At 69.8% G+C, this 19,280-nt stretch carries 16 protein-coding genes and 2 tRNA genes; 4 read left to right on the forward strand and 14 right to left on the reverse strand.

Features of this window, described 5'->3' with window-relative positions:
- Window positions 1–111 precede the first annotated feature (111 nt).
- The 5 genes from QFZ71_RS08485 to QFZ71_RS08505 all read right to left on the reverse strand — a co-directional run bounded on the left by QFZ71_RS08485 (window position 112) and on the right by QFZ71_RS08505 (window position 6,756).
- Window positions 112–1,131 carry a rod shape-determining protein gene (locus QFZ71_RS08485; RefSeq protein ID WP_030118912.1) on the reverse strand — a complete coding sequence of 340 codons (1,020 nt, stop codon included), beginning with the start codon at window positions 1,129–1,131 and terminating at the stop codon, window positions 112–114.
- Window positions 1,132–1,419: 288 nt separating this feature from the next.
- A complete protein-coding gene (gene ndk / locus QFZ71_RS08490; RefSeq protein ID WP_307667646.1) occupies window positions 1,420–1,833 on the reverse strand; it encodes a nucleoside-diphosphate kinase in 414 nt (137 codons plus the stop codon).
- A gap of 216 nt (window positions 1,834–2,049) precedes the next feature.
- Window positions 2,050–2,400 (reverse strand): DUF4233 domain-containing protein, encoded by a 351-nt coding sequence (locus QFZ71_RS08495; RefSeq protein WP_307667647.1) that lies wholly within the window; start codon window positions 2,398–2,400, stop codon window positions 2,050–2,052.
- Window positions 2,401–2,408: 8 nt separating this feature from the next.
- The gene (locus tag QFZ71_RS08500) at window positions 2,409–3,941 is read right to left on the reverse strand and encodes a folylpolyglutamate synthase/dihydrofolate synthase family protein (protein ID WP_307667648.1); all 1,533 of its coding nucleotides are present in this window, start codon (window positions 3,939–3,941) and stop codon (window positions 2,409–2,411) included.
- A gap of 193 nt (window positions 3,942–4,134) precedes the next feature.
- Window positions 4,135–6,756 carry a valine--tRNA ligase gene (locus QFZ71_RS08505; protein ID WP_307667649.1) on the reverse strand — a complete coding sequence of 874 codons (2,622 nt, stop codon included), beginning with the start codon at window positions 6,754–6,756 and terminating at the stop codon, window positions 4,135–4,137.
- Between the two features lie 167 nt (window positions 6,757–6,923).
- Between QFZ71_RS08505 and QFZ71_RS08510 the strand changes: the two genes are divergently transcribed.
- Window positions 6,924–7,934: a hypothetical protein gene (locus tag QFZ71_RS08510; RefSeq protein WP_307667650.1), complete on the forward strand. Its 1,011-nt coding sequence runs from the start codon at window positions 6,924–6,926 to the stop codon at window positions 7,932–7,934.
- Between the two features lie 74 nt (window positions 7,935–8,008).
- Here the strand turns inward: QFZ71_RS08510 and clpX are convergent, their stop codons facing one another.
- From clpX to QFZ71_RS08535, 5 genes are all read right to left on the reverse strand, one after another.
- Window positions 8,009–9,307 (reverse strand): ATP-dependent Clp protease ATP-binding subunit ClpX, encoded by a 1,299-nt coding sequence (gene clpX / locus QFZ71_RS08515; protein ID WP_307667651.1) that lies wholly within the window; start codon window positions 9,305–9,307, stop codon window positions 8,009–8,011.
- Between the two features lie 157 nt (window positions 9,308–9,464).
- The gene (locus QFZ71_RS08520; RefSeq protein WP_307667652.1) at window positions 9,465–10,148 is read right to left on the reverse strand and encodes an ATP-dependent Clp protease proteolytic subunit; all 684 of its coding nucleotides are present in this window, start codon (window positions 10,146–10,148) and stop codon (window positions 9,465–9,467) included.
- Between the two features lie 82 nt (window positions 10,149–10,230).
- Window positions 10,231–10,836, reverse strand: a complete 606-nt coding sequence (locus QFZ71_RS08525; protein ID WP_018511477.1) for an ATP-dependent Clp protease proteolytic subunit — start codon at window positions 10,834–10,836, stop codon at window positions 10,231–10,233.
- A 297-nt stretch (window positions 10,837–11,133) separates the two neighbouring features.
- Entirely contained in the window at window positions 11,134–12,534 is a 1,401-nt protein-coding gene (gene tig, locus QFZ71_RS08530; protein ID WP_307667653.1) for a trigger factor, read from the reverse strand.
- Between the two features lie 150 nt (window positions 12,535–12,684).
- A tRNA-Pro gene (locus QFZ71_RS08535) sits at window positions 12,685–12,761 on the reverse strand.
- A 167-nt stretch (window positions 12,762–12,928) separates the two neighbouring features.
- On the opposite strand from QFZ71_RS08535, the gene QFZ71_RS08540 reads away from it, so the two are divergent.
- Window positions 12,929–13,002, forward strand: a tRNA-Gly gene (locus QFZ71_RS08540).
- Between the two features lie 108 nt (window positions 13,003–13,110).
- Here QFZ71_RS08540 and QFZ71_RS08545 read toward each other — a convergent pair.
- Window positions 13,111–13,305: a hypothetical protein gene (locus QFZ71_RS08545; protein ID WP_012380975.1), complete on the reverse strand. Its 195-nt coding sequence runs from the start codon at window positions 13,303–13,305 to the stop codon at window positions 13,111–13,113.
- A gap of 522 nt (window positions 13,306–13,827) precedes the next feature.
- Between QFZ71_RS08545 and QFZ71_RS08550 the strand changes: the two genes are divergently transcribed.
- A complete protein-coding gene (locus QFZ71_RS08550) occupies window positions 13,828–14,994 on the forward strand; it encodes an acyltransferase family protein (protein WP_307667654.1) in 1,167 nt (388 codons plus the stop codon).
- A gap of 109 nt (window positions 14,995–15,103) precedes the next feature.
- Here QFZ71_RS08550 and QFZ71_RS08555 read toward each other — a convergent pair whose 3' ends face one another.
- Entirely contained in the window at window positions 15,104–15,604 is a 501-nt protein-coding gene (locus tag QFZ71_RS08555) for an HD domain-containing protein (RefSeq protein WP_307667655.1), read from the reverse strand.
- Between the two features lie 250 nt (window positions 15,605–15,854).
- Here QFZ71_RS08555 and QFZ71_RS08560 point away from each other — a divergent pair, with 250 nt between their 5' ends.
- Window positions 15,855–17,033: a cation:proton antiporter gene (locus QFZ71_RS08560; RefSeq protein ID WP_307667656.1), complete on the forward strand. Its 1,179-nt coding sequence runs from the start codon at window positions 15,855–15,857 to the stop codon at window positions 17,031–17,033.
- Between the two features lie 114 nt (window positions 17,034–17,147).
- Here the strand turns inward: QFZ71_RS08560 and QFZ71_RS08565 are convergent, their stop codons facing one another.
- Together QFZ71_RS08565 and QFZ71_RS08570 are read right to left on the reverse strand one after the other, a co-directional pair.
- Entirely contained in the window at window positions 17,148–18,293 is a 1,146-nt protein-coding gene (locus tag QFZ71_RS08565) for a PP2C family protein-serine/threonine phosphatase (RefSeq protein WP_307667657.1), read from the reverse strand.
- A 107-nt stretch (window positions 18,294–18,400) separates the two neighbouring features.
- Window positions 18,401–19,234 carry an Fpg/Nei family DNA glycosylase gene (locus QFZ71_RS08570; protein ID WP_307667658.1) on the reverse strand — a complete coding sequence of 278 codons (834 nt, stop codon included), beginning with the start codon at window positions 19,232–19,234 and terminating at the stop codon, window positions 18,401–18,403.
- Window positions 19,235–19,280 lie beyond the last annotated feature (46 nt).

The raw sequence follows: 19,280 nt of genomic DNA on the forward strand, positions 1-19,280 counted from the left end.
CGGGTCGGTGTGTTCCCGCTCCGGTACGCGTACAGCAACGATCTATATCAACGATCCGGCGAACGGAGCGTCAGCGTCCGCCCGCCGGATCGGGTGTGTCCCCGAGGACGTCTAGCGGCGGGGCTGGGCGTCCAGCACCTGCTGGAGCGCCTCGAACTCCTCGACGCACTTGCCGGAGCCGAGCGCCACCGAGTCCAGCGGGTCCTCGGCGATGTGGATCGGCATGCCCGTCTCGTTGCGCAGCCGCTCGTCCAGTCCGCGCAGCAGCGCGCCGCCGCCGGTGAGGACGATGCCGCGGTCCATGACGTCGCCGGACAGCTCGGGCGGGCACTTGTCGAGCGTCGTCTTCACGGCGTCGACGATCGCGTTGACCGGTTCCTCGATGGCCTTGCGGACCTCGGCGGCCGAGATGACGACCGTCTTGGGCAGTCCGGAGACCAGGTCGCGGCCGCGGATCTCGGTGTGCTCGTCCTTCTCCAGGTCGTACGCCGAACCGATGGTGATCTTGATCTGTTCGGCGGTCCGCTCACCGAGGAGGAGCGAGTACTCCTTCTTGATGTGCTGGATGATCGCGTTGTCCAGCTCGTCGCCGGCGGTGCGGATCGACTGTGCGGTGACGATGCCGCCGAGCGAGATGACGGCGACCTCGGTGGTGCCGCCGCCGATGTCCACCACCATGTTGCCGGTGGCCTCGTGGACCGGCAGACCGGAACCGATGGCCGCGGCCATGGGCTCCTCGATGATGTGCACCTGGCGCGCGCCGGCCTGGGTGGACGCCTCGATGACGGCGCGGCGCTCGACCCCGGTGATACCGGAGGGCACGCAGACGACGACACGGGGGCGCGCCAGGTAGCGACGCTTGTGGATCTTGAGGATGAAGTAGCGGAGCATCCGCTCGGTGATCTCGAAGTCGGCGATCACGCCGTCCTTCAGCGGTCGCACGGCGACGATGTTGCCCGGCGTGCGCCCGATCATCTTCTTGGCCTCGGAGCCGACCGCCAGGATTCCGCCGGTGTTGGTGTTGATGGCCACGACGGACGGCTCGTTCAGGACGATGCCGCGCCCCCTGACGTACACCAGCGTGTTGGCAGTCCCGAGGTCGATAGCCATGTCACGGCCGATGAACGACATTGAGTTCCCCTTGTTCCCCATGAGGATGCGTCGGGCCTTCCCAAGAAGCGAAGATGGCTTGTTCTGGTAGGCGAGGTTGGCGCTGCGGGCGTGGAAGCTTCCATCGTAGTGCCGTATGCACGGACACAGCGCGAGGGTCCTCCGCCATGGCGAGCGGAACGGGTGCCCGTTCCACCCATGGTGACGTTACGTCGGAGGGATGCGTTCCCGCGACACCGAACCCTATGCCGAGGGGCGACCGAATTACTTCGGTCGCCCCGGGCGTACAGCGCTGTTTGGCCGATCGGGTCAGGAAAGTCCCGGAAAGAAGAGCTTCAGTTCTCGCTCCGCGGACTCCTCCGAGTCCGAGGCGTGGATGAGGTTCTCACGGGTGATCGTGCCGAAGTCGCCACGGATCGAGCCGGGCGCGGCGGCGATCGGGTCGGTGGGGCCGGCCAGGGCGCGGATGCCCTCGATGACCCGCTCGCCTTCGGCCACCAGGGCGACGACGGGGCCGGAGGCCATGAACTCCATGAGCGGCTCGTAGAACGGGCGGCCCTTGTGCTCGCCGTAGTGCTGCTCCAGCGTCCCGTGGTCCAGGGTGCGCAGCTCCAGCGCGGTGATCCGCCAGTCCGCCTTGCGCTCGATACGGCCGACGATCTCGCCGATCAGGCCGCGGCGGACCGCGTCGGGCTTGAGCAGGACGAGGGTGCGCTGGGTCATGTACGGGCTCCTTGCAAGGCCGGGCGATACGCGATACGGGTGCGGTGAGGGCGAGATTACAGGGGCACGGAGACGGGCCCGCGCCCGGGTTCACCCTCGGTCACCTTCGGGCCCCGGACCGGCCGGGGCCCGAAGCCGGGTCCGGGCGCGCCGGTCGTCGGCGGCCGCGGGCCTCCGGCGGGCGCTGCGACACGGGCCTCCGGCGGGCTCCGGAGGTCAGGCGGCGGCCTCGCCGGCCTCCTGCGCGGCCCAGCGCGTCTTGGCCTCGTCGATCTTGCGGCCGTAGTGGATCGAGGCCCACCACAGCGCGCCGAACGCCAGGCCCAGGACGAACATCACCGGCACCACGAAGCCGCTGAGGACCAGCGCGGCCTGGAGCGCCCAGCCGAGCTGGATGCCGCCGGGCCGGGTGATCATGCCGCACAGCAGCACGGACAGGGCCATGCCGATGCCGCACACCGTCCAGACCACGCCCATGGAGGCGTCGTCCATCTTCATGGCGACGAGACCGGCGAAGCCGATCACGAAGAACTCACCGATCAGCGTCGAGGCGCAGAGGGTCCGCATGCTTCTTCTCAGCCCCTTCCCAGCAGCAGCCGGGCTTCGCCGACCGTGATCACGGACCCGGTCACCAGCACCCCGGCGCCCGCGTACTCGTCCTCCTCCTCGGCCAGCGTGATCGCCGCCTCCAGCGCGTCGTCGAGGCGCGGCTCGACCTGGACCCGGTCGTCGCCGAAGACCTCGACGGCGATCGCGGCCAGTTCGTCCGCGTCCATCGCGCGCGGGGTGGAGTTCTGCGTGACGACGATCTCGGCGAAGATCGGCTCGAACGCTTCCAGGAGCCCCCGGACGTCCTTGTCGCCGCTCGTGCCGACCACACCGATCAGCCGGGAGAAGCTGAACGCCTCGGAGACGCCGTCCGCCGCCGCCTTGGCCCCGGCCGGGTTGTGCGCCGCGTCCAGGACGACCGTCGGGCTGGAGCGCACGACCTCCAGGCGGCCCGGCGAGCGCACCGAGGCGAACGCCTTGCGGATGGCGTCGATGTCGAGGGAGCGGGCCTGCTCCGCGCCGATACCGAAGAACGCCTCGACGGCGGCGAGCGCGACGGCCGCGTTGTGCGCCTGGTGGGCCCCGTACAGCGGGAGGAAGATCTCTGTGTACTCGGTGGCCTCGCCACCGAGTCCGCGCAGGGTCAGCAGCTGGCCGCCGACCGCGATCTCGCGGGAGGTGACGCCGAACTCCATGCCCTCGCGGGCCACGGTGGCGTCCACCTCGACGGCCTTCTTCAGCATGACCTGCGCCGCGTCCACCGGCTGCTGCGCCAGGATGACCGTGGCGCCCTGCTTGATGATCCCGGACTTCTCCCCGGCGATCTCGGCGGGCGTGGTGCCGAGCCGGTCGGTGTGGTCCAGCGAGATCGGGGTGACGACGGCGACCGTGGAGTCGATGACGTTGGTGGCGTCCCAGGTGCCGCCCATGCCGACCTCGACGACCGCGACGTCGACGGGCGCGTCGGCGAAGGCCGCGTACGCCATACCGGTGAGGACCTCGAAGAAGGAGAGCCGGTAGGGCTGCTGGGCGTCGACCATCTCGACGTACGGCTTGACGTCCTCGTAGGTCTCGATGAACCGCTCGGGCGCGATCGGGGCGCCGTCCAGGCTGATCCGCTCGGTGACCGACTGGACGTGCGGGGAGGTGTAGCGGCCGGTGCGCAGCTCGAAGGCGTTGAGCAGGGCCTCGATCATGCGGGCCGTGCTGGTCTTGCCGTTGGTGCCGGTGATGTGGATGGAGGGGTAGGCGCGCTGCGGCTCGCCGAGGACGTCCATCAGCGCGGCGATGCGCGTGACGGACGGCTCCAGCTTGGTCTCGCCCCAGCGCCCGGCGAGCTCCTGCTCCACCGCCCGCAGCGCCTTGTCGGTCTCGGGGTCGGCCGGGCGGGCCGGGACCGCTTCGCCCTGCGGCTGTCCCGAGTGGGCGCGCAGCGTGCGGCTCCCGGCCTCGATCACCGCCAGGTCGGGGTCGCGCTGGGTCGCCTCGTCGACGATCCCCTCGAAGGTGTCGTCGGGATCGGGCTCGTCGTGCCGGTCTGAAGGGCGGGGCTCACTCACGCGCCCAGTCTACGGATGGGCTCGGACATCGCACGCAGCGCCCGGCTGACTCCGCCCGCGCCGGTGCGGGCGCGGCCCCGCACGCCCGGCGGGAGGTGCCGGCCGGGCGCGGCCCCGCACACTCGGTCGGAGGTACGGCGAAGCCCCCGCGCGCCCGGTCGGTCGGGTGCGCGGGGGCTTCGCCCTCAGCTCATCAGCTCTGCGGGAGACCCGCCAGCTGGGCGCCGATCCGCTCGATGTCGGCCTCGGCCTTGGCGAGCCGGCCGCGGATCTTGTCGACCACCTGGTCCGGGGCCTTGGCGAGGAAGGCCTCGTTGCCGAGCTTGCCCTCCGCCTGGGCCTTCTCCTTCTTCGCCGCCTCCAGGTCCTTCGTGAGGCGCTTGCGCTCGGCCGCCACGTCGATGGTGCCGGACAGGTCCAGCGCGACCGTGGCTCCGGCGACCGGGAGGGAGGCGGTGGCGCTGAAGCCGTCCCCGGCCGCTTCCAGGCGCAGCAGCTGACGGATCGCGGGCTCGTGCGGGGCGAGCGCCGTGCCGGTCAGGGTCAGCTCCGCCGGGACCCGCTGGCCGGGCTTGAGACCCTGGTCGCCCTTGAAGCGGCGGACCTCGGTGACGACCTGCTGGACCAGCTCGATCTCCTTCTCGGCCGCCTCGTCACGGAAGCCGGAGTCGGCGGGCCACGCGGCGACGACGACGGACTCGCCGCCGGTCAGCGTGGTCCACAGGGTCTCCGTGACGAACGGGACGATCGGGTGGAGCAGGCGCAGGGTGACGTCGAGGACCTCGCCGAGGACCCGGCCGGAGACCTTGGCCTGCTCGCCACCCGCGAAGAACGTCGTCTTCGACAGCTCGACGTACCAGTCGAAGACCTCGTCCCACGCGAAGTGGTAGAGCGCGTCGGAGATCTTCGCGAACTGGAAGTCGTCGTAGTAGCGGTCGACGTCCGCGACGGTCTCGTTGAGCCGGGAGAGGATCCAGCGGTCGGTGGCCGTCATCTGCGACGGGTCCGGCAGCGGGCCCTCGATCGTCGCGCCGTTCATCAGGGCGAAACGGGTGGCGTTCCAGATCTTGTTGGCGAAGTTCCGGGACGCCTTGACCCAGTCCTCACCGATCGGGACGTCGGCGCCCGGGTTGGCGCCGTTGGCCAGGGTGAAGCGGACGGCGTCCGAGCCGTAGGCGTCCATCCAGTCGATCGGGTCGACCGCGTTCGGGTTGGACTTCGACATCTTCTTGCCGAACTCGTCGCGGACCAGGCCGGTGAGGGCGACCGTCTTGAAGGGCACCTCGCCGTCCATCGCGTACAGGCCGAACATCATCATCCGGACGACCCAGAAGAAGATGATGTCGTGGCCGGTGAGCAGGACGTCCGTGGAGTAGAACTTCTCCAGGTCCGGGGTCTGTTCGGGCCAGCCGAGCGTGGAGAACGGCCACAGGCCCGAGGAGAACCAGGTGTCGAGGACGTCCTCGTCCCGGGTCCAGCCCTCGCCGGTGGGCGGCTCCTCGTCGGGGCCGACGCAGACGACCTCGCCGTCGGGGCCGTACCAGACGGGGATGCGGTGGCCCCACCAGAGCTGGCGGGAGATGCACCAGTCGTTGAGGTTGTCGACCCAGTCGAAGTACCGCTTCTCCATCTCCTTGGGGTGGAGGGCGACCCGCCCGTCGCGGACCGCGTCGCCGGCGGCCTTGGCGAGGGTGTCGACCTTGACCCACCACTGGAGGGAGAGGCGCGGCTCGATGGTGGTCTTGCAGCGGGAGCAGTGCCCGACCGAGTGGACGTACGGGCGCTTCTCCGCGACGACGCGGCCCTGTTCGCGCAGCGCCGCGACGATGGCGGAGCGCGCCTCGAAGCGGTCGAGTCCCTGGAAGGGGCCGGGCACGGTGATGACACCGCGCTCGTCCATGACCGTCAGGGACTCCAGGTCGTGGCGCTGGCCGATCGCGAAGTCGTTCGGGTCGTGCGCCGGGGTCACCTTGACGGCGCCGGTGCCGAACTCCGGGTCGACGTGGGTGTCGGCGACGACCGGGATCGTGCGGTCGGTGAGCGGCAGCTTGATGCGCTTGCCGATGAGATGGGCGTACCGCTCGTCGTCGGGGTGCACGGCGACGGCGGTGTCGCCGAGCATCGTCTCGACGCGGGTGGTGGCGACGACCAGGGTCTCGTCGCCCTCGCCGTACCGGAGGGAGACCAGCTCGCCGTCGTCCTCCTGGTAGTCCACCTCGATGTCCGAGATGGCGGTGAGGCACCGCGGGCACCAGTTGATGATGCGCTCGGCGCGGTAGATCAGACCGTCGTCGTAGAGGTCCTTGAAGATCTTCTGGACGGCGCGGGAGAGGCCCTCGTCCATGGTGAACCGCTCGCGCGACCAGTCGAGACCGGCGCCGAGACGGCGCAGCTGGCCGAGGATGCGGCCGCCGTACTCGTCCTTCCACTGCCAGACGCGCTCGGTGAACGCTTCCCGCCCGATGTCGTGGCGGGACTTGCCCTCCTCGCCGAGCTGCTGCTCCACCTTGTTCTGGGTGGCGATGCCGGCGTGGTCCATGCCGGGCAGCCACAGCGTCTCGAAGCCCTGCATCCGCTTGCGGCGGGTCAGGGCGTCCATCAGCGTGACCTGGAAGGCGTGGCCCAGGTGGAGGGCGCCGGTGACGTTGGGCGGCGGGATGACGATGGTGTACGGGGGCTTCTCGCTCTTGGCGTCGGCTTCGAAGTAACCACGCTCTACCCAGCGCTCGTACAGCTTCCCCTCTACGTCGGCCGGCGCATACGTGGTCGGCAGTTCGGGGTTGCTGGCTGGCTGCTGCGATGAGTTCTCGGTCACGGGGACAGTTTAGGGCCGTCACAGGACTGCACTGAAACGGATGGGTTCGGTAACGGTGTCCGGCCCGGTCACCCGTGGCGGGGCAGTTTCCGTCAGGATGTTGGCAACGCATAAGGGCTGCCCTCCACGTGTCGGCCGGCCCGAGGAAAACTGGAGGGGACACCCCGATGAGTTACAACCAGCCGGGCCCGTACGGTGGGCAGCCGCCGCAGGGCCAGCCCGGACCGTACGGACAGCAGCCGGGCCCGTACGGAGCCCCGCCGCCGCAGGGCGGGCCCGGTTACGGCTACCCGCAGCAGGCCCCGCAGGGCGTCCCCCCGCAGCAGCCGAACCCGTACGCGCAGCCCCAGCCGCCGCAGCAGGGCTACGGCTACCCGCAGGCGCAGCAGCCGGGCCCGTACGGTCAGCAGCCGCCCGGTCCGCAGTACGGGGGGCAGCCTCCGTACGGCGGGCAGCCTCCGTACGGCGGGCAGCCGCAGCAGCCGAAGAAGAAGACCGGGCTGATCGTCGGGGTCGCCGTGGTGGCGCTGGCGGTCATCGCGGGCGGGGTGTACTTCCTCACCTCGGGCGAGAAGGTCAGCAACTCGGACGTGTCCGAGGCGACCAGGGGCTACAAGATCACGCCTCCGGACGCGGTCGACGCCTACAAGCGTGACGTCTCGAAGCCCGTTCTCAGCGCCCCTCTGACCGGCAGCGAGAAGGCGGAGGTCGAGGCGCTGGGCATCAAGAACCCCAGCACGGCGAAGGCCGACTACTCGGTGGGCACCGGGAGCGCCGCAACCAAGGTGATCAACTTCCAGGGTTTCTGGGGTGAGATCGACGACCCGGCCAAGGTGGTCAACAACGCCTTCGTGGACGCCGAGAAGGACGCGAAGTCGGGCGGCGAGGACGTGGAGATCGAACTCGTCGGTTCGGCCGAGGTCTTCGAGCCGGAAGGGTTCGAGGGCGCGGTGATGAAGTGCCAGGACCTCAAGATGACCAACAAGAAGGCCACCGGCACCGCCGCGAAGGGGCCCCAGTCCTTCGTGCTCGCCATCTGCGTCTGGGCCGACTACAGCACGGCCGGTGTCACGACGTCCGCGGACAAGCTCCTGGCGCTGGCCGGTAAGGGCGTGCCCAAGGAGGACGCCGCCGCGCTCACCGCCAAGCTCTACAACACCGCCCGCACCAAGATCTGACCGCCCGACGCGAGAGGGGCGCCCGCCGGTCGAACCGGTGGGCGCCCCTCTCGGCGTTCGCGTCCCGGGTGCGGCTACGCGGACTTCTCGTGCCGGCCGCCGTCGTTCTTGCCGATCGTGCGCGGCTCGCGCGGGACCAGCGTCGGGTTGACGTTGTTCCGGACGACGTCCGGGGTGATGACGACGCGGGCGACATCCTTGCGGGACGGGACCTCGTACATCACGGACTGGAGGACTTCCTCCATGATCGCTCGCAGACCGCGGGCGCCGGTCTGGCGCAGGATCGCCTGGTCGGCGATGGCTTCCAGCGCCTCGCGCTCGAAGTCCAGCTCCACACCGTCGAGTTCGAAGAGGCGCTGGTACTGCTTGACCAGGGCGTTGCGCGGCTCGCTGAGAATCTGGAGCAGGGCCTCGCGGTCCAGGTTGTGGACCGAGGTCAGCACGGGGAGGCGGCCGATGAACTCGGGGATCATCCCGAACTTCACCAGGTCCTCCGGCATGACCTCCTGGAACTGGTCGCTCGCCTGGATCTCCCGCTTGGAGCGGATCGTGGCGCCGAAGCCGATGCCCTTGGCGCCGGCCCGTGACTCGATGATCTTCTCCAGGCCGGAGAACGCGCCGCCCACGATGAACAGCACGTTCGTCGTGTCGATCTGGATGAACTCCTGGTGCGGGTGCTTGCGTCCGCCCTGCGGCGGGACGGAGGCGGTGGTGCCCTCCAGGATCTTCAGCAGCGCCTGCTGCACGCCCTCGCCGGAGACATCGCGGGTGATCGACGGGTTCTCGCTCTTGCGGGCGACCTTGTCGATCTCGTCGATGTAGATGATCCCGGTCTCGGCCTTCTTGACGTCGTAGTCCGCCGCCTGGATCAGCTTGAGCAGGATGTTCTCGACGTCCTCGCCGACGTAGCCGGCCTCCGTCAGCGCGGTGGCGTCCGCGATGGCGAACGGGACGTTGAGCATGCGGGCCAGCGTCTGCGCGAGCAGCGTCTTGCCGGAGCCCGTGGGGCCCAGCAGGAGGATGTTCGACTTGGCGAGCTCGATCGCGTCCTCACGACCCGAACCGCCGCCGTTCTCCCCGGCCTGGACCCGCTTGTAGTGGTTGTACACCGCGACGGAGAGGGCCTTCTTCGCGGGCTCCTGCCCGACGACGTACCCCTCCAGGAACTCGTAGATCTCGCGGGGCTTGGGAAGCTCCTCCCAGCGCACCTCGCTCGTCTCCGCGAGTTCCTCCTCGATGATCTCGTTGCAGAGATCGATGCACTCGTCGCAGATGTAGACACCGGGTCCCGCGATGAGCTTCTTCACCTGCTTCTGGCTCTTTCCGCAGAACGAGCACTTGAGCAGGTCGCCGCCATCACCGATGCGTGCCACGAGGTGCTTCCCCTTCGCCTGGGAGACGCCTGGTTCAGCGGCTCCTGGTGCCTCTATCCGACGGTACCTTGCCTGGCCCCCCGTTCGGGCCCCCCCTTGGCACGGTTCACACGGCCGTGGTCGTGCGAACGGCATGTGCCAAGGGGAAAGACCGACGTCAGAGCGATGCGCCCGCGGTGGTCTTGCGGGTGGAAACGATCTGGTCCACCAGACCGTACGCCAGGGCGTCCTCGGCCGTGAGGATCTTGTCGCGCTCGATGTCCTCGCGGATCTTCTCCAGCGGGGTCGTCGAGTGGCGGGCCAGCATCTCCTCCAGCTGCGAGCGCATGCGGAGGATCTCGTTGGCCGCGATCTCCAGGTCGGAGAGCTGCTCGCGGCCGGTCTGCGAGGACGGCTGGTGGATGAGCACCCGCGCGTGCGGGAGCGCCATGCGCTTGCCCGGAGTGCCCGCGGCGAGCAGGACGGCGGCGGCCGAGGCCGCCTGGCCCATGCAGACCGTCTGGATGTCCGGCTTCACGAACTGCATCGTGTCGTAGATCGCGGTGAGCGCGGTGAACGATCCGCCGGGGCTGTTGATGTAGATCGAGATGTCCCGGTCGGGGTCCATCGACTCCAGGCACAGCAGCTGCGCCATGACGTCGTTGGCCGAGGCGTCGTCGATCTGGACGCCCAGGAAGATCACGCGCTCCTCGAAGAGCTTCGCGTACGGGTCGTACTCGCGCACGCCCTGCGACGTGCGCTCCACGAAGCGCGGGACGACGTAGCGGTTGTCCACCTGCGGGCCGGTGTAGAGGCCGCTCGCGGAGGCGCCGGGGAAGTTGTTCATGTGGGTGTTCACCATCCTGGTGGCGTTCTGGGGCTGGAGGTCTCGGCGTACGAGAGGGGGGTGCGGGAGTGGTGCCGCAGGTCCGGTGGGAACCGGATCAGGCACCGGTGCCGCCGCCGCCCGGGATGCCCGACGCGACCGTGATGATCTCGTCGATGAGGCCGTAGTCCTTGGCCTCCTCCGCCGTGTACCAGCGGTCGCGGTCGCCGTCGCGGATGATCGTCTCGACGGTCTGGCCGGAGTGGTGAGCGGTGATCTCGGCCATGCGCGTCTTGGTGCGGAGCAGGTACTGCGCCTGGATCTTGATGTCCGAGGCCGTACCGCCGATACCGGCCGAGCCCTGGTGCATCAGGATGTCGGTGTTCGGGAGCGCGAAGCGCTTGCCCGCGGCGCCGCCGGTGAGCAGGAACTGGCCCATGGAGGCGGCCATGCCCATGCCGATGGTGACGACGTCGTTCGGGATGTACTGCATGGTGTCGTAGACCGCCATGCCGGCCGTCACCGAACCGCCGGGGCTGTTGATGTAGAGGTAGATGTCCTTGTCGGGTTCAGCGGCAAGGAGGAGGAGCTGTGCGGTGATCTTGTTGGCGATGTCATCGTCGACCTGCTGACCGAGGAAGATGATGCGCTCGCCGAGCAGTCGGCTGTAGACCTGGTCACCGAGGCCTCCACCGAGGGACGGCTCTCCGGCGGCGTAGGGCATCAGATTCGTCACGTATCCACCTGCTCGTCTCTGACGGCTCCGGCCGTCTCAGCGTCTTCGTACCGGGCGGGTGAAGTCACTGCCCCACCCTTCCTCTTCATGGACCCTAACGCGCAGGTGGGACAACGCCATCCCGCTTCCCCAACTGTTCGCTGGGAGCGCAAGCTCCGCAGGGCGCACACGGGTTCCGGGCCCGCACGGCGATACGACGCGGTACGGCGACGGGCCCCGGACGCGCGGTGCGTCCGGGGCCCGTCGTGACGATCAGCGCGAGGCTGCCGCCGAGGAGGGCGAGGCTCAGGCCTCGTTCTTCTCCTCGGACTTCTCGTCCGCCTTCTCCTCGGTGGCGGCCTCGGCCGTCTCCGTGGCCTCGGCGGCCTCGTCCTCGTCGTCCTCCAGGTCGACGACCTCACCGTTGGTGTCGACGACCTTGGCGGCCTCGACGACGACGGCGAGCGCCTTGCCGCGGGCGACCTCGCCGACGAGCATCGGCACCTGGCCGCCCTCGACGACCGCCTGGGCGAACTGGTCGGGGCTCATGCCGGAGGAGGCGGCACGGCGCATGAGGTGCTCGGTGAGCTCCTCCTGGTTGACGTTCAGCTTCTCCTTGTTGACGATCTCGTCGAGGAGGAACTGGGTCTTGATGCCCTTGACGGCCTGCTCGGAGGTCTCGTTCTCGAACTCCTCCAGGGTCTTGCCCTGGATCTCGAGGTACTTCTCGAGGTCGAGGCCCATCTGACCGAGCTGGTGGTGCTCCAGGTTGTGCTTGCGGGTCTGGACCTCGTCCGCGAGCAGCTTCTCCGGGATCGGGACCTCGGCGAGCTTCAGCAGCTCCTCCAGGACGCGCTCCTGGGCCTGGGTGGCCTGGTCGTACTGCTTGGTGGTCTCCAGGCGCTTGCGGCTGTCGGCCTTCAGCTCCTCCAGCGTGTCGAACTCGCTGGCCATCTGGGCGAAGTCGTCGTCCAGCTCGGGGAGCTCGCGGGCGGCGACGGCGGTGACCTTGACGGTGACCTCCGCGTCCTTGCCCTCGGCGGAGCCGCCCTTCAGCTGCGAGGTGAAGGTGGCCTCGCCACCGGCCTCCAGGCCGGTCACGGCCTCGTCGATGCCGTCGAGGAGCTCGCCGGAACCGATGGTGTACGAGACACCGGCGGCCACGCCGTCCTCCAGGACCTCTCCGTCGACCTTGGCCTCCAGGTCGATCGTGACGACGTCGCCGTCGGCGGCGGCGCGCTCGACCGGGTTGGTGGAGGCGAAGCGCTCGCGGAGCTGCTCCACGGCCTTCTCGACCTCTTCGTCGGTGACCTCGAGGGCGTCGACGGTGACCTCGATGCCGGAGTAGTCCGGGATCTCGATCTCGGGGCGTACGTCAACCTCGGCGGTGAAGGCCAGCAGCTCGCCGTCCTTCAGTTCGGTGATGTCGACCTCGGGCTGGCCGAGGACGTTCAGCTCACCCTCGTTGACCGCCTCGGTGTAGAACTTCGGGAGGGCGTCGTTGACGGCCTCCTCCAGCACCGCACCGCGGCCGAACCGCTGGTCGATGACGCGGGCGGGGATCTTGCCCTTGCGGAAGCCCTTCACCGTGACCTGCTGGTTGATCTTCTTGTACGCCGCGTCGAGGCTGTCCTTGAGCTCCTCGAAGGGCACCTCGATGCTGAGCCGAACCCGGGTCGGGTTCAGGGTCTCCACGGCGCTCTTCACGGTTCGGTCTCCTTGGTGGCTGACTTCTTGGGGTTCTGCTGGGCCGCCGAGTGGCGGCTTCGCGGACCGAGCCCGGTACATCAGACACACGGGCACGCATTTTGCATAGTAACGGCAAGGAGGATGACTCCCACAACGCGATCTTGCCGGTGGTCGGGGTGGCCGGATTCGAACCGACGACCTTCCGCTCCCAAAGCGGACGCGCTACCAAGCTGCGCCACACCCCGTCGGTGCGACACGTAGGGTACATGCACGGCGACCGCGGATACGCCGCTTCACGGAGCGGTTCGACGCGGTTCGGTCCGGCGGCCGGCACAACAGGTGTGCGGACACCGCCGCCGACCCGCTACGATGCTGTTCGTGCCGCGGTCCACGGACCTACGGTGCGGTGCATGCGGGCGTAGCTCAATGGTAGAGCCCTAGTCTTCCAAACTAGCTACGCGGGTTCGATTCCCGTCGCCCGCTCCACGTGGCCGAGGGCCGGGCCGGAGGATGATCCTCCGGCCCGGCCCTCGCGCGTTGTACGTCCGCGCGGCACGACGCCCCAGCGGCCGGACGGCGCGCGGGGCGTCCCGCTCAGAAGCTGATCTGGTTGATGGTGTCGGCTATCGAGTTCATGAACCTGTTGATCGACGGCGCCATGCCGGTCGACGCCAGGAAGAAGCCGAAGAGCACGGCGACGAGCGCGGGGCCGGGCTTGATGGACCCGCTACGGATCATCACCACCAGGATGACCGCGAACAGCAGCACCATCGACAGTGAAATAGCCACGTCTGATCACACCCTCGGTCGGTCCGCCTTGCCGGCCCGGAAGCGTGCACAGCCGCGCGCCCCGTCGCACCCCATCGTGCCACCAACTCCCCCGTGGGTGCTGCCGGGTGACGGAACGGGGTGACCGGATCCCGCCATCCTTCACGGCCGCCGCCGTCACGGCGAGGAGCACGGGGCGAGGGCGCGCGGCGCCCCGGAGCCGCCCGGCGCACGGGATGCGGGCGGGCCACGGGCGGAGGGCGGGCCGTCCGCCGCCACCCTGTGCGTCGGCTGTGAAATCGCGGCGGCCGAATATCCGCTCCAGCGATCGTTTCCGTATCCCCACACTTCATCCACAGTCAATTGGGGGAAGGGTGCGACGTAATTCACCCTCGCCAACTCGCGGGCGATATGCGCCATTTCATCGGGATCAAGTAGGTCATATCGGACCGTGTTCGACGGTTTCACATTCGAATAGAGGGGAACGCGCGATATCTCCCCGCGGTTTTACGCAAGGCAATCGACCGGTCTAAGGTGCCTGAGATGTTCCCAGCTCCGAGCGTATTTCAGAGGGCCCCGCTCCCCCCGGCGACCCAGGGGTCGGAGCCCAGACGCGCGCAGACACCCACCGCCACCGCCCCCCGGCCCGCGCACGGGACCGCCGCCCCCGGCGCCGCCGCTCCGGCACCCGCAGCGGCGAGAAAACGTGATCCCTACTTCGACAATGTGAAGTATCTGGCCATCGTTCTCGTCGCCGTGGCGCACGCCTGGGAACCCGTGATGGACGGCAGTCGCGCCACCTGGGCGCTGTACATGATCGTGTACGCGTTCCACATGCCGGCCTTCATCCTCATCTCCGGCTACTTCTCCCGGACCTTCGACATGACGGCCCCCAAGGTGAAGCGGCTGATCACCGGGGTCGTGGTGCCGTACGTGCTGTTCGAGACGGCCTATTCGCTCTTCAAGCGGTACGCGGACGACGCGCCGGACATGGCGATCAGCCTGATCGACCCGTTCTACTTGACCTGGTTCCTCATCGCCCTGTTCATCTGGCGGGTGACCACGCCGATCTGGCTGTCGCTGCGCCATCCCCTGCCGGTGGCGCTCGGCATCGCCGCGCTCGCCTCGATCTCCCCCGAGATCGGCGACGACCTCGATCTCCAGCGGGTGCTGCAGTTCCTGCCGTTCTTCGTGCTCGGCCTGTTGATGAAACCGGAGCACTTCCAGCTGATCAGGCGGCGCGAGGTGCGCCTGCTGTCCGTGCCCCTGTTCGCGGGCGCGCTGCTCTTCGCGTACTGGGTCGCCCCGCGCATGCAGCTCGGCTGGTTCTACCGCGCCAACAGCGCGCAGGAGATGGGCGCCCCGTGGTGGTCGGGCGCGGTGATGACGCTCGCGATGTTCGGCTGCGCGCTGGTGCTGACGATCGGCTTCCTGGCCTGGGTGCCCGGCAGGGCCCGGTGGTTCACGGTGCTCGGCGCCGGAACGATCTGCGGCTACCTGCTGCACGGCTTCCTGGTCAAGGGGGCCGAGTACGCGGGCCTGTTCGACCGCCACACCTGGCTCGCCGACCCGGTCGGCCTCGTCGTCGTCTCCCTCACGGCCGCGGCGGCGGTGACGCTCCTGTGCACCCCGCCGGTGGGCCGAGCGCTGAAGTGGGCCACCGAGCCGGACATGGCCTGGGCGTTCCGGAAGGCCCCCGCGAAGCGCTGAGCCCTCGGGCCCCCGGCTTCTGCCCCGCCCCGGCCTCCGGGTCCCGCGCCCCGGCCGTGCTCACCCGATCCATCCGTGGCCGACCCGCCCGTGGGCGGCCACGGATGGATCAGCGCGTTTCCGGGTTGGCCGAATTCTTTCGGTCCAGGGGCAGTTCACCGCCGGGCAGCCCCAGCAGGCCCCGCACCTGCGCATACTTCGCCGCCAACCGGGTACGGGTCGCCGCGTCCAGGACCGCGAGGCGGGCGGGATCCGCGTTGTGGGCGAGGTCCGCCTCCTTGACGAGCAGCGCCCCCGGAGTGGCCAGGATCCGCGCGGCGTACGAGGTCAGCGCCTCACCGGGCCGCTTGGTCACCGCCAGGACCATGTCCTTCACCCGCTGGGGCAGGGGGGCGCCCGTCAGCCACGCGGCGGAGAGCGCGCCGTCCTCGATCGCGTCGTGCAGCCAGGCCGCCGCGATCTGCCCGTCGTCGCCGCCCCGCACCCGTACGCCTTCGGCCACCGCCGCCAGGTGTTCCTCGTACGGGCGGCCGGCCTTGTCGGTCCGGTGCGCGTGGGCCTCGCGGGCGATGGCCTCCACTGCGGAGACGCTCAACTGGGGTCCGGTCATGGGCCGACCCTACGGCCACAGTGGGGGCCGGATCCGGCTCCGCGTCCGAACCCGCGCCGGGTGCGCGCCCGTTGACGCCGAGATCCCCGACGGAACAAGCGGACAAATGCTGACAACGTGCCGCGCCCATAGTTGCAGGGTCAATCGTTCGGTAAACTAATTACTGATGGATTCTTGATGCCCCCTTGACCCGCACGTGACCCGACCCCGAAGGATCAGGCTCATCGGACACGCAGACACCCTCCTCGCCATGGGCGGCGCCTTCCTGGCCGCTGCCGTCCTCGCCCGTCTCGGCGGCCGCATCGGGCTGCCGACGATCCCCCTGTTCATCCTGGCCGGGATCCTCCTCGGCCCGCACACCCCCGGTTACACCCTCCTCTCGAACCCGCACGACCTGGAGATGCTCTCCGCGCTGGGACTCGTCCTCCTGCTCTTCTACCTGGGGCTCGAGTTCCACATGGACGATCTCAGGACGGGCGGCCGGAAGATGGCCGTCGCGGGCGGGACGTATCTCGCCCTGAACGTCGGCGCCGGCCTCGTCTTCGGTTTCGCGCTGGGCTGGGGCACGTCCGAGGCGCTGGTCCTCGCCGGTGTCCTCGGTATCTCCTCGTCCGCGATCGTCACCAAGATCCTGGTGGACCTGGGGCGCATCGGGAATCCGGAGACCCGGCCGATCCTCGGCATCATCGTCGTCGAGGACATCTTCCTCGCCCTCTACCTGGCCGCGCTCCAGCCGATCCTGTCCGGTGCGGACAGCCTCTCGGCCGCGCTGATCGACGGCGGCAAGGCCTTCGGCTTCCTGCTGCTCCTCGCGCTGGCGGCCCGGTTCGGCACGAAGCTCATCGGCAAGCTCATGAACACCAAGGACGACGAGCTGCTCGTCATCTCGTTCCTCGGTGTGGCGGTCTTCGTCGCCGGCGTCTCCGAGATGTTCGGCGTGGCCGACGCCATCGGCGCCTTCATGGTCGGCCTGATGCTCGGCTCCACCTCGTCCGCCGACCGCATCCTCAAGCTGGTGCACCCGCTGCGGGACGCCTTCGGCGCCATCTTCTTCTTCGCCTTCGGCCTCTCCATCGATCCGGGCGACCTTCCGAGCGTGCTGTGGCCGGTGCTGGCGGCCGTCGTGCTGACGCTCGCCATGAACATCGCGGCCGGTTTCGCGGCGGCGAAGGTCTACTCCTTCGGCGCGCAGGCCACGGCCAACATCGCCACCACGCTGGTGGCCCGCGGTGAGTTCGCGCTCATCCTGGCCACGATGGCGGCAGCCGCCGGTCTGGACGAGCGGCTCTCGCCGTTCATCGCCGGTTACGTCCTCCTGCTCGCCGTCCTCGCGCCGCTGGCCGCGGGACGCTCGCACTGGCTGGCCCGCATCCTGCCGGGCGGCCGCGAGAAGGACGACCACCAGGAACAGGTCCCCGTGTCGGTCTGAGCGGCACCGGACGCCGGAGAGGCGCCCCGATACCCGGCTTCCGGGTGACGGGGCGCCTCTCGTACGGTCCGGCCCCGCCCGTCCGGCCCGCGGCCCCGGACCGTACGGCGTCGTTCAGGCCCGGCGGGAGAGCAGCAGCAGGGCCCGGTCGTCGTTCACGTCCTTGGCGCACGCCTCGATCAGATGCCAGGCCGCACCCTCGAAGCCGGTGGAGACGTAGCGGTCGGCCTCGCCGGTCAGCCGGTCGATGCCCTCGGCGATGTCCCGGTCGGACGCCTCCACGAGACCGTCGGTGAACAGCATCAGCACATCGCCCGGCGCCAGCGATCCCTTCACCGCGTCGAACTCCGCCCCGTCGTAGACGCCGAGCAGCGGCCCCTCCCCCGACTTCTCCTCCCACCGGCCGCTGCCCGCGTGCAGTTGGAGGGCGGGCGGATGGCCCGCCGAGTAGATCTCGTAGTCGCCGGACTCCAGGTCCAGCACCAGGTGGATCGAGGTGGCGAAGCCCTCGTCCCAGTCCTGGCGCAGCAGATAGCCGTTGGCGGCCGGCAGGAAGGCGTGCGGGGGCAGCGATCCGAGGAGTCCGCCGAAGGCGCCGGACAGCAGCAGGGCGCGGGAGCCCGCGTCCATGCCCTTGCCGGACACGTCGGTGAGCACGGCCTCCAGGGTGCGGCCCCCGTGGGTGCGGGCCGCGACGACGAAGTCCCCGGAGAACGACTGGCCGCCGGCCGGGCGCAGGGCCATCTCACGGTGCCACCCGCGGGGCAGCCGGGGCAGGGAACTCTGCACCCGGATGCGCTCGCGCAGGTCGAAGAGCATCGTGCCGCCGCGCCGCCAGGGCACGCCGACCCGCGCCCGGAACTGGGCGAGGACCAGCCCGAACAGCCCGCAGGAGGCGACCACCAGCACCGTGCCCGGCGTGACCCGCGCGGGGCCGTCCAGGTAGGGGCCCAGGGTGAGCGCCTCGACTATCAGCGCCCCGGCGGCCGTCGCGTACAGGCCGAGCAGGCTGGCGGGGCGCAGCAGGAGGCCGCCCGCCACGATGGGCAGGGCGAGGGCGGCGGGGTCGAACCAGACGGGGCTGACGACGGTGGCCAGGGTGATGGCCGGGATCGTCAGCAGCAGACCGGCCAGGGCGATCCAGTCGGAGCCGTCGCCGCGGAAGTAGTCGACCCCGGACCTGCGCAGCCCGATGCGGACCCGGTGCGCGTTCTTCCGCCACCGGGCCCAGAAGTCGTCTGCTCCTCCGCTACGGGCCACTGCCGGGACCCTATCCACCCGGACGCCTCCGGCGCAGGGGGACCCCGGTGACCAGGTGCGCGAAAGGGGTCGCCCGTCCGTTTCCGTCGGCCTTCTTCGGGCGGTTTTCAGCCTTTTCCTCCCCCGGAGGGGCCTGAGGACTGGCACCGGGGGCACCAGAACAGGTTGCGCGCGACGAGGTCCGCGGTGCGGATCTCCGTACCGCAGATGTGGCAGGGGAGGTTCGCCCGCCGGTAGACGTAGACCTCGCCGCCGTGGTCGTCCTTGCGGGGCGGGCGGCCCATGGCCTCGGGGAGGTGCTCGGGACGGACGGTGTCGATCCGGTTGTTCGCCACGCCCTCGCGCATCAGCTCCGCCAGGTCCGCCCAGAGGGCGTCCCACTCCGCGCGGGTGAGGTCGCGGCCCGTGCGGTACGGGTCGATGCCGTGGCGGAAGAGGACCTCGGCCCGGTAGACGTTGCCGACGCCCGCGACGACCTTCTGGTCCATCAGCAGGGCGGCGACGGTGGTGCGGCTGCGGGAGATCCGCTGCCAGGCGCGCTCCCCGTCCTCGTCGCCGCGGAGCGGGTCCGGCCCCAGGCGCTCGTGTATCGCGCGCTTCTCGGGCTCGGTGATCAGGGCGCAGGTGGTGGGGCCGCGCAGGTCCGCGTGGTGTCCGGTGTTGACGAGCCGCAGCCGGACGGTGTCGGTGGGCGGCGGGGGCGGGGCGGCGCCGAAGCCGAGCTTGCCGAAGAGGCCGAGGTGGATGTGGACCCAGCCGGCGTCGCCGAAGCCGAGGAAGAGGTGCTTGCCGTGGGCGTCGGTGGCGGTGAGGGTACGCCCGTCGAGGAGGGCCGCGCTGGCGGAGAACCTGCCCTGCGGACTGCTCACCCGGACCGGTGCGCCGGCGAACCGTTCGGTGTGGTCGTCGGCGAGGCGGCGGATGGTGTGTCCCTCGGGCACGGCGGGTCTGCTCCCTGTGGCGGTGGCGGTCGACGGCATGACCGTG

Origin of the sequence: Streptomyces sp. V2I9 (genome assembly GCF_030817475.1) — a bacterium.
Classification (GTDB): domain Bacteria; phylum Actinomycetota; class Actinomycetes; order Streptomycetales; family Streptomycetaceae; genus Streptomyces.